At 71.5% G+C, this 14,870-nt stretch carries 10 protein-coding genes and 2 pseudogenes; 9 read left to right on the top strand and 3 right to left on the bottom strand.

Going from position 1 to position 14,870, the window contains the following annotated elements; translation table 11 throughout:
* Positions 1-26 precede the first annotated feature (26 nt).
* A pseudogene (locus tag ACFYQ5_RS04340) lies at positions 27-168 on the top strand (3-oxoadipyl-CoA thiolase); the annotation flags it as partial.
* Positions 169-524: 356 nt separating this feature from the next.
* Positions 525-2,342 (top strand): annotated as a pseudogene (locus tag ACFYQ5_RS04335) (SpoIIE family protein phosphatase); the annotation flags it as partial.
* Between the two features lie 199 nt (positions 2,343-2,541).
* Here ACFYQ5_RS04335 and ACFYQ5_RS04330 read toward each other — a convergent pair.
* Positions 2,542-2,619 carry a 50S ribosomal protein bL37 gene (locus tag ACFYQ5_RS04330; protein ID WP_370443954.1) on the bottom strand — a complete coding sequence of 26 codons (78 nt, stop codon included), beginning with the start codon at positions 2,617-2,619 and terminating at the stop codon, positions 2,542-2,544.
* A 344-nt stretch (positions 2,620-2,963) separates the two neighbouring features.
* Here ACFYQ5_RS04330 and malX point away from each other — a divergent pair, with 344 nt between their 5' ends.
* Complete coding sequence (malX, locus tag ACFYQ5_RS04325; RefSeq protein WP_389192890.1) at positions 2,964-4,565, top strand: maltose/glucose-specific PTS transporter subunit IIBC; 1,602 nt, start codon at positions 2,964-2,966, stop codon at positions 4,563-4,565.
* 2 nt (positions 4,566-4,567) lie between these two features.
* Positions 4,568-5,770 carry a MalY/PatB family protein gene (locus ACFYQ5_RS04320; RefSeq protein ID WP_389192887.1) on the top strand — a complete coding sequence of 401 codons (1,203 nt, stop codon included), beginning with the start codon at positions 4,568-4,570 and terminating at the stop codon, positions 5,768-5,770.
* On the opposite strand, the gene ACFYQ5_RS04315 is transcribed toward ACFYQ5_RS04320, so the two are convergent.
* Entirely contained in the window at positions 5,761-6,084 is a 324-nt protein-coding gene (locus tag ACFYQ5_RS04315; RefSeq protein ID WP_389192884.1) for a hypothetical protein, read from the bottom strand. The two genes, ACFYQ5_RS04320 and ACFYQ5_RS04315, sit on opposite strands and share 10 nt — an antisense overlap.
* Positions 6,085-6,325: 241 nt before the next feature.
* Here ACFYQ5_RS04315 and ACFYQ5_RS04310 point away from each other — a divergent pair, with 241 nt between their 5' ends.
* Both ACFYQ5_RS04310 and ACFYQ5_RS04305 read left to right on the top strand, forming a co-directional pair.
* Positions 6,326-8,701, top strand: coding sequence for a beta-galactosidase (locus tag ACFYQ5_RS04310; protein WP_389192881.1), 2,376 nt, complete (start codon positions 6,326-6,328; stop codon positions 8,699-8,701).
* Positions 8,702-8,748: 47 nt separating this feature from the next.
* Complete coding sequence (locus ACFYQ5_RS04305; protein WP_389192878.1) at positions 8,749-10,014, top strand: cellulase-like family protein; 1,266 nt, start codon at positions 8,749-8,751, stop codon at positions 10,012-10,014.
* Between the two features lie 29 nt (positions 10,015-10,043).
* Here ACFYQ5_RS04305 and ACFYQ5_RS04300 read toward each other — a convergent pair whose 3' ends face one another.
* Positions 10,044-10,742 carry a FadR/GntR family transcriptional regulator gene (locus tag ACFYQ5_RS04300; RefSeq protein ID WP_389192875.1) on the bottom strand — a complete coding sequence of 233 codons (699 nt, stop codon included), beginning with the start codon at positions 10,740-10,742 and terminating at the stop codon, positions 10,044-10,046.
* Between the two features lie 222 nt (positions 10,743-10,964).
* Between ACFYQ5_RS04300 and ACFYQ5_RS04295 the strand changes: the two genes are divergently transcribed.
* The 3 genes from ACFYQ5_RS04295 to ACFYQ5_RS04285 all read left to right on the top strand — a co-directional run bounded on the left by ACFYQ5_RS04295 (position 10,965) and on the right by ACFYQ5_RS04285 (position 14,869).
* Positions 10,965-12,302 carry an MFS transporter gene (locus ACFYQ5_RS04295; RefSeq protein WP_389192872.1) on the top strand — a complete coding sequence of 446 codons (1,338 nt, stop codon included), beginning with the start codon at positions 10,965-10,967 and terminating at the stop codon, positions 12,300-12,302.
* A 61-nt stretch (positions 12,303-12,363) separates the two neighbouring features.
* Positions 12,364-13,440 (top strand): zinc-binding dehydrogenase, encoded by a 1,077-nt coding sequence (locus ACFYQ5_RS04290; RefSeq protein ID WP_389192869.1) that lies wholly within the window; start codon positions 12,364-12,366, stop codon positions 13,438-13,440.
* 148 nt (positions 13,441-13,588) lie between these two features.
* Complete coding sequence (locus tag ACFYQ5_RS04285; RefSeq protein ID WP_389192867.1) at positions 13,589-14,869, top strand: DUF4380 domain-containing protein; 1,281 nt, start codon at positions 13,589-13,591, stop codon at positions 14,867-14,869.
* The last annotated feature ends 1 nt before the right edge of the window (position 14,870 follow it).

Raw genomic sequence — 14,870 nt, 5'->3', positions numbered from 1 at the left:
GCTTCCGCCCCCGCGACGTGTACGTCGTCGGGCACCCCCTCGGCGCCTCGGGAGCCCGCCTCGCGGGGCTCGATCGCCCATCAGCTCAAGGCCGCCGGGTCCGGAGTCGGCGTGGCGACGCTGCGCATCGGCGTGGGCCAGGGCTCCGCGCTGGTGCTGGAGCGATAGGAGCCCCGGCGCCCTGCACTGCCCTGCACGCCTGGTGCGCGGGTCTCCCGTCCCGATCACGCGCTCGCCGGGCCCGGCCGGCCGGCCGTGGCGGCCTCTCCCGAGCGGCGGAACGGGCGTGCCGGATGAATGATGAACAGAGGCTGTGGTACCCCATCCGTCCGGCCTCCTCGCCGCTCGGACCGGGCACGGGGTTCCGACCACGAAGCAGAAGGCATTGAGCGCATGACCTCCCAGACCGCGACGCCTGCGGCGGACCGGGAACCGCCCGTGCGGCTCCCGTCGCCGGACTGCACGGAAGACGTGATGACGGCGAGCGCGGGCGGAGATGCCTACGCGAGGACGAGGGCCGCCCGATGAGTTCCGCGGACGGGGCGCTCGAGATCGGCTTCATGCGCGCGGTGTTCGACAGCCTGGGCGCGGGGGTGTTCGTCACCGACACCACCGGTCGGATCGCCGCGTGCAATCCACGCGCGGAACAGCTCCTCGAGCGTCCGCAGGGGCAGATGCTCGGTCACGACATACACGCTCTGCTGCACCGCCGGCGGGACGGGGGCACGGTCCTACGGAGCGAGTGCCGACTGCTGACCGTGCTGCAGGACGGCAGACCGGCCGAGGGAAGCGAGGAGTTCTTCCTTCGTGGGGACGGCGCCCTGGTGCCGGTCATCTGGGCGGCCACTCCGTTGCGGCACGCGGGGCGTGACGAAGGCGCGGTGTTCGTCTTCCACGATTTCAGCCTGCACCATGACGCCGCCGAGCAGACCGCGGCCCACCTCGCCGCTCTGGAGGGACTCACCGCACGACTGACGATGGTGGCGGAGGTCTCGACCGTTCTGATCTCCACCCTGGAGACGCCGCAGATGCTGAACAGGCTGGCGGGGCTGCTCGTACCCGACATGGGTGACTGGGCGGCGGTCGACGTGCGTACGGCGGGGCAGCAGGGTGAGATGCAGCGCGTCGCCGTCCGCGCCTCCGGTGGCCGGATGGCCGCGGAGACGCTCGTGGGACCGCTGCCGCCCGTGCCTGAATCCACGCGTTCACCGGTCGTGCAGGCGCTGCGAAGCGCCGAGCCCGTCGTGCTGGACGCGGACGCCCTCACGGAAGCGCCGGACAGTCCGCTCGCGACCGCGCACCGGGAACTGTTCGACCGGCTGGGAGGCACCTGTGCCGTCGTGGTGCCCCTGCACACCCGGCGGCAGGTCTTCGGCGCACTGACCGTGGCGCGCGTCGCCCCGGGCTCCTCCTACACCGACGACGAGGTCTTCGTACTCTCCGACATCGCGCGCCGCGCCGGCCTCGTCATGGAAGCCGCGGAGCTGTTCGAGCAGCAGCGCCACGTCGCCGAGACCATGCAGCGCCAGCTCCTCACTCCGCTGCCGCAGGTCGACCACCTGGAGCTGGCGGCCCGTTATCTGCCCGCCGAGAGCGCCGCGGAGATCGGCGGGGACTGGTACGACTCCTTCCTCCTCGACGACGGCGTCCTGACGATGGTCATCGGGGACGTCGTCGGCCATGACCTCAAGGCCGCCGCCCACATGGCCGAGGTGCGCAACATGCTGCGCGCCCTGGCCTGGGACCGGAGGGAGCCCCCCAGCCTGATCATGCGCCGCCTGGACGAGGCCATCACCCACACGAGCGACGCTCCCATGGCCACCTGCGTCTTCGCACGCATCGAAGGTAAGGAGGGCGGGCCCTGGCAGCTCCACTGGGTCAACGCCGGCCACCCACCGCCGCTGCTGATCACCGCCGACGGGCACACGAGCTTCCTGGAAGGCGGTCACGGTCCGCTCCTCGGTCTCAGCTCGGCCCTGCATCTGGGGCTGGGATGGACCGACGCCCACGCGGATCTCCCGCCGCAGTCGACCCTGCTGCTCTACACCGACGGGCTCGTCGAGAGCCGCACCCGTGACATCGAAGCCGGCTTCGCCACGCTGCGCCGGCATGCCGCGGCCCTGGCCCGCCGCGACATCGAGGACTTCCTCGACGAACTCCTGAGCCGCATCGACCCCAGCGGCGACGATGTCGCCCTGCTGGTCCTGCGCACCCCGCCGGCGGGCGTCGGCGCCGGCGACGCGGCACCACCGCGGCATGCGCACAGCCCGGCCGCCCCCGACCGCGGCGCCCCCGGCTCACGTGTCGAGGACACGCCCGTCAGGGACACCTCCGAACCGGCCTTGCCCGAAGCCCCTGGCCCGCCTCGTCCAGGCCGGCCCCCGGATCCACGCCCTGCCGGCCGCCGCCCGCCGCGCTTCCCACCGCAATCACCTGCTCACCTGATCCGGTGGCGCCGAGACGTCGAGCCGGGGCATACCCCCGCCAGGAACACGTCCGGGGGGGGCGGCACGCGCCACCCCCCGGCACGCCGGAACGTCCTCAGCTCTGGGGACGGCTGCCGTGGTTCGCGCCGTTCTTGCGGCGGGCCTTCTTCTTCCGACGTCGCTTCGAGGACATCGAACCTCCTCATTCGGTAGATGATTTGCGCACTATCCACCGGATTATCCACCCCGGCGATCACAGAGCCCCTTACCCGCCGACGCGGCGGCAAACATCCGGGGGCGGTACGAACGGGTGGCGTACGTCACGGCACGCGACAGCCGGTTCACTCCGCGCACCCGCTCCTCAGGGCCCTCCGCAGACTGATGCTCCGGCCTCCATGGACAGTCGCCGACCTGCTGTGGTGTGATCCGTGCGGATCGAACACGTCACGCCTTCCTCCGCTCGGTCACCCGTGGGTCCCCGCATCGCCACGGCGAGCACCCGGGTCCCGTCCCCCCAGGCTCGAAAGTTCCGTACACATGCAGAAGACCAAGGCCGCACTCTGGGAATTCCTCCAGGGACTCGGCAAGACGTTCATGCTCCCGGTGGCCCTGCTCGCCTTCTGCGGCATCATGCTGGGCATCGGCTCCTCGCTCTCCAGCGAGGCCGTCACCGACAACCTCCCCTTCCTGAAGGCCGAGGGCTTCCACCTCGTCTTCACCTGGATGGCCAACACGGGGCTGGTCGCCTTCACCTTCCTGCCCGTCCTCTTCGCGATGGCGATTCCGCTCGGCCTCGCCCGCGAGGACAAGGGTGTGGCCGCGTTCTCGGGTTTCGTCGGCTTCGCCGCCATGAATCTCGCGGTGAACTTCTACCTCACCGCCACGGGCGTCGACTTCGAGGACGAGAAGGCGATCGCGCACTACGGCATAGCCGATGTGCTCGGCGTCCAGTCCATCGATACGGGACTCCTCGGAGCCGTGGCCGTTGGCATCGTTGTCAGCCTCCTCCACCAGCGCTTTCGTGCGCAGCGGATGCCTGACGCACTGGCCTTCTTCGGCGGGTTGCGCTTCGTCCCGATCATCTCCGCCCTCGTCCTGAGCGTGCTCGGTCTGCTCATCCCCGTGGTGTGGCCGACCTTCAACGGCTGGATCACCGCCGTGGGCCGCGGCATCGGGCACACCGGCGTCTTCGGGCCCTTCTTCTTCGGTATGGGCGAGGTCCTGCTGCGGCCGATCGGGCTGCACCACATCCTCGTGGCCATGTTCCGGTTCACCGACGTCGGCGGTTCGGGGGCCGTGTGCGGGGACAACGTCTCCGGGGCGCTGAACATGTTCTACGCGCACCTGGACTGCGCGGGCGCGCCGAACTCCGCCGTCACCGACGCGACGCACTTCCTCTCCCAGGGCAAGATGGCGTCCTACCTGGGCGGCCTTCCGGGCGCGGCCCTCGCGATGTACCACTGCGCTAACAAGAAGATGCGCCCGGAGATCAAGGCCCTGTTGGTGTCCGGCGTGGTGGCCTGCGTGGTCGGCGGTATCACGGAGCCGCTGGAGTTCCTGTTCCTGTTCGTCGCGCCGTGGCTGTACGCCATCCACGCGGTGCTGGTCGGACTCGGCTTCCTCACGGCGGCCCTGCTCGGCGTCTTCATCGGGAACACCGACGGCAATGTCATCGACTGGCTGGTCTTCGGCCTCCTCCAGGGCTCGTCGACCAAGTGGTACCTGGTGCCGGTGATCGCGGCCGTGTGGTTCGCCGGGTACTACTGCCTGTTCCGCTGGGCGATCACCCGCTTCGACCTCAGGACTCCCGGCCGCGACAAGGAAAAGGACGACGAGGACGGTGAGCCCGTCGCTTCGGACGCGGCGGCGGAGCCCGCGCGAGAGCTGGTGGCAGGGAAGTACGACGCCGTCGCCATCCTCGACGCGATCGGCGGCGCCGACAACATCCGGTCGCTGGACAACTGCATCACCCGTCTGCGCATGACGGTGCAGGACGCGGGACGGGTGGACGAGGCCCGGCTGAAGAAGCTCGGCGCCGTGGGCGTGATCAAGCTCGACGGCCACACCGTGCAGGTCGTCATCGGGCCGCAGGTCCAGTCGGTGAAGGACGCCATCGCCACCATGATTCCGGTGGGCTGACCATGCCTTCCCCTTCCCCCGCCTACGGCTTCGACGCCCCGGTGGACCGGCACGGCACCTGGTGCACGCAGTGGGACTACGTCGAGGACCGTTTCGGCGTGCCGGATCTGCTGCCCTTCACGATTTCCGACATGGACTTCGAGACCGCCCCGGAGATCCTGACCGCACTGCGCGGCCGGCTGGACCACGGTGTGCTCGGCTACTCGCGGTGGCGACAGGAGGACTTCCTCTCGGCGATCGTCCACTGGTACGCGACGCGGCACGCGACGGCCGTCGATCCCGAGTCGATCGTCTACGCGCCGTCCGTCGTCTACCAGGTGTCGCAGCTTCTCCGCCTCTGGTCGGACCCCGGTGACGGTGTGGTCACCCACACCCCCATGTACGACGCGTTCCCCAAGACCGTGGCAGCCCACGGGCGGCAGCTGCGGGAGTGCCCGCTCGACGACTGGGAGGAACTGGAGCGGCTCCTGGCACTGCCCGACACCGCCGTGCTGCTGCTGTGCTCACCGCACAACCCGACGGGCAGGGTCTGGTCCGAGGACGAGCTGGGCCGGATGGCGCGCCTGTGCGCACGGCACGGCGTGGCCGTCATCAGCGACGAGATCCACTCCGACCTGGCACACGCCCCGCATGTGCACCGCCCCTGGGCCCGATTCGGCGGTGAGGGCCGGTGGGCTGTGGTCACCTCGGCGTCCAAGTCGTTCAACATCCCCGCCTTGACCGGTAGTTACGGAATCATCGGGGATCCCGCGTCGCGGGACGCCTACCTGCGGCAGCTCAAGGAGGCGGACGGCCTGTCCTCCCCCGCCGTGCTGTCGCTGGTCGGGCACATCGCCGCGTACCGGGAGGGTGCACCCTGGCTGGACGCCTTGCGCGCGTATCTCGCGGGCAGCCTCGCGATGGTCGCCGACCGTCTCCGCGGTGAGTTCCCGCAGCTCGGCTGGGAGCCCCCGCAGGCGGGGTACCTCGCCTGGATCGACCTGCGGCCGCTCGGGGTCGACGACACCGCCCTGCAGCGCGAGCTCGTCGAGGTGGAGAAGGTGGCCATCATGCCGGGCGCGGCCTACGGCTCCCCCGGGCGGGTACGGCTCAACGTGGGGTGCCCCCGGTCCAAGGCGGAGACGGGTGTCGAGGCCCTGGTACGCGCGCTGCGCCGGCTCACACAGCCGGGGCAGGCGGCGGACCTCCGCCCCGGTCAAGGCTGAACGATCGGAACCTGGGGCCAGGTCACCGAAACCGTCACCGTCACCGGGGCAGTCCCACGCCGCACACCCCGCGGGGTGCCGGCGACATGGCAGGCGCCGAAGGCCGGCTGAATGACCTGCAGCAGGCCCTCGGAGGGTGTCCCGTTCTGCGCGTTGGCGTCCCAGCCGTTGGTCGTATCGAGGTCGCCGCCGGACTCGCGCATGAGGGTGCGGCGCAGGTCCTCGTAAGTGCCCGGGACCCCCTTGGCCGCCATGATCTCGGAGGACTCCCGGATCCGGCGGAGGTGATCGGCGTGTGCGGCAACGCCCGGCATCACTACGCGACTACGTAGTACGGGTACGAGGCGTCGGTCGGCCTTCCCGCCGTGAACGACCCCCGGCCCGCGCGCAGGGAACGGCATGGCCGTGGCGTGTACGTGTTCCGGGCGCTGCAACGCCCGGTGCCCGCCCCAGCCACAGAACTAGACATTAATTATGAATACATCTTGACAGGGTGCTGGTCCGCGCTGACGATGAACCCACTTCCCCCAGCTGCATACGCAGGAGCCGCCTGTCATGTTGTCGTTGCACATCCGAAGGCCGTCCGCACCGCTCTCCGGGCACCTGCCGATGGGAAGCACCGAAGGGACTCCGCACGCCGTGTCGGTGGACAGCCGTCGGGTGCTCCGCGCCGGCGAGGCGTGGATCCCCGTCATGGGCGAGTTCCACTTCAGCCGCTACCCGGCAGCCGAATGGCGCGAGGAGCTGCTGAAGATGCGCGCGGGCGGCATCGACCTCGTGGCGACCTATCTCTTCTGGAACCAGCACGAGGACCGGCGCGGCACCCTGCGCTTCGACGGAGACCTCGACGTACGCCGCTTCGTCGAGCTGTGCGCGGACCTCGGCCTGGCCGTGGCGGTGCGCATCGGCCCCTGGTCGCACGGCGAGTGCCGCAACGGCGGCTTCCCCGACTGGCTGGCGGACGTCGACTGCACGCCGCGCACCGACGACCCGGCCTACCTCTCGCTCGTCGAGCCGTACTACGCCCGGATCGCCCACGAGCTGCGCGGCCTCGCGCACGACGAGGGCGGCCCGATCGTCGCCGTCCAGGTCGAGAACGAGCTGTACGACCAGCCCGCCCACCTCGCGACGCTACGACGCATGGCCGAGGACGCCGGTATCCGGGCCCCGCTGTGGACCGCGACCGGCTGGGGAGCGGCGCGGCTCCCCGAGGACGTCCTGCTGCCACTGTACGGCGGCTACCCGGAGGCTTTCTGGGAGGACGCGCACGAGGGCTGGACGCGGGACATGCGCCGCCACTACTTCTTCACACCCATCCGCGACGACCACGCCATCGGCGCCGACCTCCGGAACTCAGCGCCCAGCGGCACGGGTCCGGACGACCGCCGCTACCCGTACGCCACCTGCGAGCTGGGCGGTGGCATGGCCATCGCCTACCACCGCCGCCCCACCGTGCCCGCCGAGGACATCACCGCACTGGCGCTGGCCAAACTCGGCAGCGGCTCCGTGTGGCAGGGCTACTACCTGTACCACGGCTGCTCCCAGCGCCTGGACCACACGGTCCCCAACCAGGAGTCCCACGCCACGCATTACCCCAACGACCTGCCGAGGGTCTCCTACGACTTCCAGGCTCCCCTCGGCGAGTACGGGCAGGTTCGGCCGTCCTTCCACGCGCTGCGGCTCCAGCACCTCTTCCTGCGGGACTCGGGTGCCGCCCTCGCCGGAATGCCGCTCGTCCTGCCCGACACCGAACCCGACGGACTCGACGACCGGACCACCCTGCGCTGGGCCGTCCGGTCGGACGGTGAGCGAGGCTTCCTCTTCGTCAACAACCACCAGCCGCACGAGTCCTTGCCGCGGCACGACCAGGTCAGCTTCCGGGTCACGCTCGACGACGGCCGCGCCGTCACCCTCCCCGAGCGGCCGGTGACCGTGCCCTCCGGAGCGCACTTCGTCTGGCCGATCGGCTACGACCTGGGCAACGGAGTCCGGCTGGACTGGGCCACCGCCCAGCCCGTCACCCGGCTCCACATCGACGGCGTCCCCCTGGCCGTGCTCGCCGCCACCGCCGGAATCCCCGTGAGCCTCGCCCTGCCCGCCGGGCTGCGCGTCGAAGGACCGGCCGAGGTGACGGCAGGCGCGGACGCCACCCTGGTGTCGGTGCCGGAACCCGGAACCGGCGCCGTGCTCACGGTCCACGGCCCGGCCGGCCCCGTGCGCGTACTCGTGCTCGACGAGGACCGGGCACGGTCCGCGAACCGGGTCCGCGTCTGGGGCGAGGACCGCCTCGTCCTGTGCGACGAGCTCGTCCTGGCCGACGGCCCCGAACTGCGCCTGCACACCGCCTCTTCCGCCCCCTCGTTCGGCCTGCTGCCGGCACCCGCCGCGCTCGCCGGCCCCGGCCTCGGCGCCCCTGAGTCCGACGGGGCCTTCACCCGCTGGACGCTCGGCCTCCCGCAGGCGACGTACGAACCCGTGGTGACATGCGTGCGGGCCGACGCCGGAGCCCCGCCCGCACGCACCGGTGGACCGCACAACCGCGCCTCGGCCCCCAGGGACGAGGACTTCGACTCGGCTTCCGTCTACCGGATCTCCGTGCCCCGAGAGGCCTTCGAGGGCGAGGGCGAGGTGCTGCTGCGGCTCTCCTTCACGGGCGACGCCGCTCGCGCCCGCGTCGGCGGCCGGCTCGTGGCCGACCACTTCTGGTACGGACCCGACTGGGAGATCGGCCTGCGACGGTTCGCCGACGAGGCCGTCGAGCACGGCATCGAGATCCGCCTGCTTCCCCTGCCCCGCGACAGCAAGGTGTACGTCGACGCCTCGGTCCGTGCCGGACTCGACGCCGCGCAGGGGACGGCCGCTCTGCACGCGGCCCGTCTGGTACCCGTCCGCCGGGTCGCCGTCCGTTCCGCCGGCGCCGTCCAGAGCTGACCGCCCCGCTCCCCCGTACATCCGACCCACGGAAGGCGCGCTCCGCCATGCCCACCCCCCTGCCCGCCCATCTTCCCGCCGCCCTCACCATCTCCCTGTGGGACTTCAGCTGGTACACCCGCACCGGCCCCGGCGAGCCCTTCGCCGATCTCGACCGCGCCTTCGCCGAAGCGGTCGAGCGCGGATACAACACCGTCCGCGTCTGCGCCATGCCGCTGCTTCTGTTCGGCACCGGCCTCGACACCAGCAGACTCCGGCTCGGCCCCCTCGGCGGTGCGTACGGGCAGCGGGTGCGCTGGTACGACGTACGCGGCACCACCGAGATCGACGCCCGCGCCCACCTGCTCGCCCTGTTCGAGGCGGCCAGGCGGCACGACTGCTTCGTCATCCTCTCCAGCTGGGAGTACCAGCAGTCGCCCTCCTTCGCAGGTGACCGGGCCTGGTTCGACGCGATCACGGCGATCGAGCCCGAGCGTCGCGCGGAGGCACTCGCCGACGCGCTGGCCGGCCTCATCGACTTCCTCGCCGACCACGACGGCCTGGACGACCGGATCGCGTTCACCGAGCTGCACAACGAGGTCCAGGCAGGGCGTCTGGCCGAAGGGCTCACCGGCGACGACACCGTCGTGGCCCTGCGTCCCCGGCTGGAACGGGGCCTGGCCCGGTTCCGTGAGCGGCACCCCGACCGGCCGGTCACCGTCAACTACGCCGAAGTGCCCGTCGGTTCGATGCGCGGCATTCCCCGGGACGTCGACGTGGCCGTCTTCCACCCTTATGTGTACGGCGTCCTGGACGAACTCCTGGACGCCTACGCGCTGCGCGACCCCTCCCGCCCCTTCCCCCAGGAGCGTGCCGCGCGGGAACTCCTCCGCCCCGGAGCACCCGACCTGGAGGACTGGGCCCCGCCCGAGGAGGACCGGTGGCGTCTCGAAGCGACCGTCGTGGGCCTGCGCGAGGTCTACCTCCACGACTGGTGCGACCCGGTCCTCTTCGACGCCTGGCTCTACGACCGCTACGCCGTCCACCGTTCCGCGATGGAGGCGAAGCTCGGCATCTGGATCGCGGCCGCGGCCGACTGGTCCGCCGAGACGGGTGTGCCGTTCGTCTTCGGCGAGGGCTGGGTCGGGTACACGCCCCTGCACGGCACCTTCGAGGAGGGCCCGGTCGGCGCCGCGTTCTGCCGCCGCGCCGTCTCCGAAGCCGCCCGGGCCGGGGCGCGCGGGGCCGTCGTGTGCTCCAACGCCGCCCCGCAGCACCCCATGTGGCAGGACATCCGCCTGCAGCAGGAGTGCAACGCCCTGCTGCGCGCCTGACCCCACCCGTGTGCGACACCGCGCCGCGCTCAGCCTCCGGTCACGGTCTCCGCGTCGGCGGTCGCCTTGTTGAGGAGCTCCAGCATCGCGGTGTGCGCGCCTTCCTCGTCGCGGTCCCTGACGGCGTCCAGGACCGCGCGGTGGCTGGGCACGGGATCGTCGTCCTGCCGGTGTGTGTGCACGAGACGGTCGCGCTCCCGCAGCCCGGGCTCCAGCAGCAGATCGAACCGGGCCAGCAGGTCGTTCCCGGTCGCCAGGAACAGCGCGCGGTGGAAGGCCGTGTCGGCGGCGGCCGCCACGTCGGCGTCACCCTGTGCCGTGCTCATGGCCGCCAGCGCCTCCTCGAGGGCGGCGAGATCCCGCTCGCCCCTGCGCCCGGCGGCGTGCCGTGCCACGGCCGGCTCGATGATGGCACGCACCTCGGCGAGGTCGCCGAGCAGCTTCGCGCCGTTGCCGCTCGCCACCCGCCAGCGGATCACGTCGGCGTCGAGGAAGTTCCACTCGCGGTCCGGCTGGACGAACGTGCCGCGCTTCTGACGGGAGTCGATGAGCCCCTTGCCGGCGAGGACCTTCAGCGACTCCCTCATCACGGTGAGGCTGATGTCCATCTCCTCGGCGACGGACCGTACCTCGATGGTGTCCCCCTGCGCGATCCGTCCCGAGACGATCCGGTACCCCAGGGCCTCCACGACCTGACCGTGTATGCCCCTGCCGACGTAGGCCGCCATGGCCTGCCTCCTCGTCCTGGTGAAGCCGTACGGGCGGGCGCACGGCGCGTTGCAGGGCCCACCATGCCTGGTCGGTACGGCCCCGGGCGCCCGGCCCCCGGGACCCGGAGGGCTCTGTGAGCAGCGACACCATTGAACCATCAGAATAATTCATATTTAATAACTCCGCTTGCCGCTTCGACCACGTCCCCCGGCCCCCACCGGGCCCAGGAAGGAACTTCGATGAGCACAGCCCCCGGTGTGCCGACGACGCCACGCAGCGCGCTGCCATGGGTGGAGCGCATGGGTATCCCCCGACCCCTCATGTGGGGTTATGTCGCCGTTCTGATCTTCATGATCGGCGACGGGGTCGAGTCGAACTACCTCGAGCCGTATCTGCGGGACAGCGGCTTCAGCTCCTCCGGCGCTGGCCTCGTCATCAGCGTCTACGGCGCCTTCGTCGCGATCGGCTCATGGCTCTCCGGCGCGCTCTCCAACCTGTGGGGCCCACGCCGTGTGATGCGGATAGGCGCGGTGCTCTGGATCGTCTTCGAGGTCCTCTTCCTCACGGTGGCGCTCCCCAGCCACAACCAGGTACTCGTCTACGTCTTCTACGGGCTGCGTGGCATCGCCTACCCGCTCTTCGCCTACGCCTTCCTGCTCTGGATCCAGCTGACCGCCCGCAAGGAGCTGCGCGGGTCCGCCGCCGGCTGGTTCTGGTTCGCCTACAGCGCGGGCCTGCCCACCATCGGCTCCGGCATCGCTGCCGTGAGCATCCCCCTGCTCGGCGCCTACGCCACGTTCTGGCTCTCCCTCGGGCTGGTCGTGGTGGGCGCGGCGATCGGTTCGTTCGCCGTACGGGAGGTCCGCGGCACCCGCCCGATGGTGGACACCTCGGCGCCCGGTTTCACCGTGCGCGGTGAACTCGTGCGGGGCGTCAGCGTGCTGAAGCGCCATCCGCGCATCGGCGTGGCCGCGGTGGTCCGGATGATCAACACGACGCCGTACTTCGGGTTCTTCGTGTTCCTGCCGTCGTTCTTCACCGACGACATCGGCATCAGCGAGTCGAAGTACCTGGCGCTGGTCACCTTCATGGGGGTCATCGGCATCCTCGCCGACCCGTTCTTCGGCAAGCTCAGCGACCGGCTCGGCTGGCGCGACACCATCGCCTGGGCCGGCGGCGTCGGCTGCGCGGTCGGTGTGGCGCTCGTCTACTGGGTCCCTCAGCTCGCCCCGGGCAACTACACGGTGGCGCTGCTGGCCACGGTCGTCTACGGCATCATGCTCGCGGGATACATCCCGCTGTCCGCCCTGCTGCCGTCCCTGGTGCCCGAGGAGGACAAGGGCAACGCGATGGGCATCTACAGCCTCGCCGCCGGGCTCTCCACCTTCATCGGGCCGCTGACGTACTCCGTCGTCGATCCGCTCGTCGGCCACACCGGCGTCGTCCTCGTCTACATCGGCATGTACCTGGTCGGCGCCCTGCTGACCTGGCGCTACCTGGACGTGCCCGAGGACCCTGGTTCCCGGCGCACCCGCGGCGCCTCACCCACCGCGCCGAAGGACCTCCTGTCGTCCTGACCCCGCCCCCGGGTCCGCCGTAAGTCACCCCGCACGCAGCACCGAAGCAACGAGGAACATCATGAGCACACACACCGGCACCGCTGACGGCCCGACGATGGTCGGCGCCTTCCTGCCCGGCGACGGCACCGTCGACCTGCGCGAGACGCCGCGTCCCCGCGCCGGCCACGGCCAGGTCGTCCTGCGCACGCGGGCCTCCGGGGTCTGCGGGAGCGACATCCACTACATCTACAACGGTCACATCGGCGAGGGCGGTGCCGCGTACGACAACGTGGTGGCCGGCCACGAGCCCGCGGGCGAGGTCGTCGAGGTGGGTCCCGGCTGCAAGCGGCTCGCGCCCGGTGACCGGGTGGCGGTCTATCACATCTCCGGCTGCGGCCAGTGCGACGAGTGTGCCCGCGGGTACTTCATCGGCTGCACCTCCGAGTCCCGAGCCGCCTACGGGTGGCAGCGCGACGGCGGCCACGCCCCCTACGTGCTCGCCGACGAGAACACCTGCGTCCCGCTGCCCGAACCGCTGACGTACGTCGACGGCGCGTTCATCGCCTGTGGCATCGGCACGGTCTACGAGGCGCTCTCCAGGATCGCGGTGAGCGGCGCGGACCGTCTGCTGGTCACCGGGCTCGGCCCGGTCGGCGCAGCCGCCGCCCTGGTCGCCCGGGCCTTCGGCGTGACGACCGTGTACGGCGCAGAGGTGGTTCCGGAGCGCATGGAGTGGGCACGTTCCCTCGGCCTGTTCGACGAGGTGCTGGACTCGTCGGACGAGCCGCTCCGGCGGGTCCACGAACTGACGGGCGGCACCGGTGTCGAAGCGGCTGTCGACTGCTCCGGCCACCCCGGGGCGCGTTCCCTCGCCCTCAAGGCCCTGCGGGTACGCGGCCGGCTGGCCCTCGTCGGCGAGGGCGGGCAGATGACGCTGGACGTCTCGGACGACGTCCTCCACAAGCAGGTGCAGATCTCCGGCTCCTGGGTCACCTCCGTCCAGGGCATGACCCGGCTGGCCGAAATGCTGGCCCGGCGCGAGCTGCACCCCGAGCGGCTGGTCAGTGACCGCTTCCCGCTGTCGGAGGCGGGGCGCGCCTACGAGGCAGCGGCCGGCCGCGCGGCGGGCAAGGTCTGCCTCGTCTTCGAGGACTGATCCGGCCGGTCTGCCGGTTCGGCGTGCCCAGGTTCGGTGTGGGCGGCCGTCGTACTGCGCCCGTCGCCGTCCGTCCCCCGCATGACCCGGACGGCGGGTGGCCTCCCGGCCCCCTGCCGTCCGGCCCCGTTTCCCCAGGAGTACGTCTGTGAACAGCACATCCGCACCCGCACGTCGCACCGCCGGAGGGCCGGTGCGCGCCGTCCGTCGGGCCCGCACCGGGCACGAGGTCGTGGAGGTGGACAACGGCCTGGTCCGCCTGGTGATCGCGCCCGCCCTGGGCGGTCGTATCCTCTCGGCGGTCCGCGACGGGCAGGAGTTCCTGCACCGCGATCCGGCCCTCCTCGACGAGGAGCTGAACGCCCGCGACCCTCGGACCGTCGGCCCGCACGACGGGCCGATGTCCGCCTGGCACAACTGGGGCGGCGACAAGACATGGCCGGCCCCGCAGGGCTGGTCGGGACCGGCGGAGTGGGCCGGCCCCCCGGACCCCGTACTCGACTCGGGGCCGTACGTCTGCGCGGTGGACGTGGCGGACGACGGCTCGCGCGCCGTCGTCACCCTCACCAGCGCGGACGACCCGCGTACCGGCCTCCGCCTCACCCGGCGGATCACTCTCGATGCGGGCCGGAGCGACTTCGGGCTGCGGCTGACGGCCCTCAACACGGCCGGAGAGAGCGTCCGCTGGGCCCTCTGGAACGTCACGCAGTTGCCCGGGCACCCGTCCCGGCAGCCGGGCGACGGTGTGTGGCTCGGGTCGGCCGGATCGGGTGCACCGGAATCGGTCGACCTGGTCGCGGGCACCGGGCGCCCGCACGTCGAGCGCCACGGAGGCGTCCTGCACCTCCCGGCGCAGGACGTGGTCGGCAAGGTCGGATTCCCCGACGCGGCCGGGTGGATCGCCCATGTGGGCCCGTCCGGCACCTGGACCTGCAGCTTCCCCGTCGACCCCACCGCCCCTTACACGGACGGTGGTTCGCGGGCCGAGGTCTGGATGGAGCATCCGCTGGAGAAGCCGCTGGAGCACCTCGGCGGGCTGCGGCCGAGCCACCGGGTCGTGGAGTGCGAGGTGCTCGGCCCCTACCTGGAGCTGGCTCCGGGTGACACGACCGAGCTGGACTGCGCCGTCTCGCTCGGCCCACGCCTCGGCGCGGTGACCTCCGTGGGCCGGGACGCCTGGTGGAGCGAGCCGCTCGCGTACACGAGGGGAACGGTGACCGGCATCTGTGTGCCGATGGGCTCGGGCCCGGTCGACGTGCTGCTGCGGGACGCGGAAGGCCGGGTACGCGAGACACGCGGCCTCGGCTCCTGCGCCGCGGGCGCACCCCTGGTCCTGGACCGCGTGCCGGCGGCGGACCCGGCTGCCGTCGTTCTGGAAGTGCGCTGCGGACCGGACGTACTGGGATCGGTCCCCCTCGCGGAGAGCTGAC

Source organism: Streptomyces sp. NPDC005794, assembly GCF_042871445.1.
Taxonomy (GTDB): Bacteria; Actinomycetota; Actinomycetes; order Streptomycetales; family Streptomycetaceae; genus Streptomyces.
The sequence above is the reverse complement of the archived record's forward strand: the minus strand, read 5'-3'. Positions and strand labels throughout refer to the sequence as shown.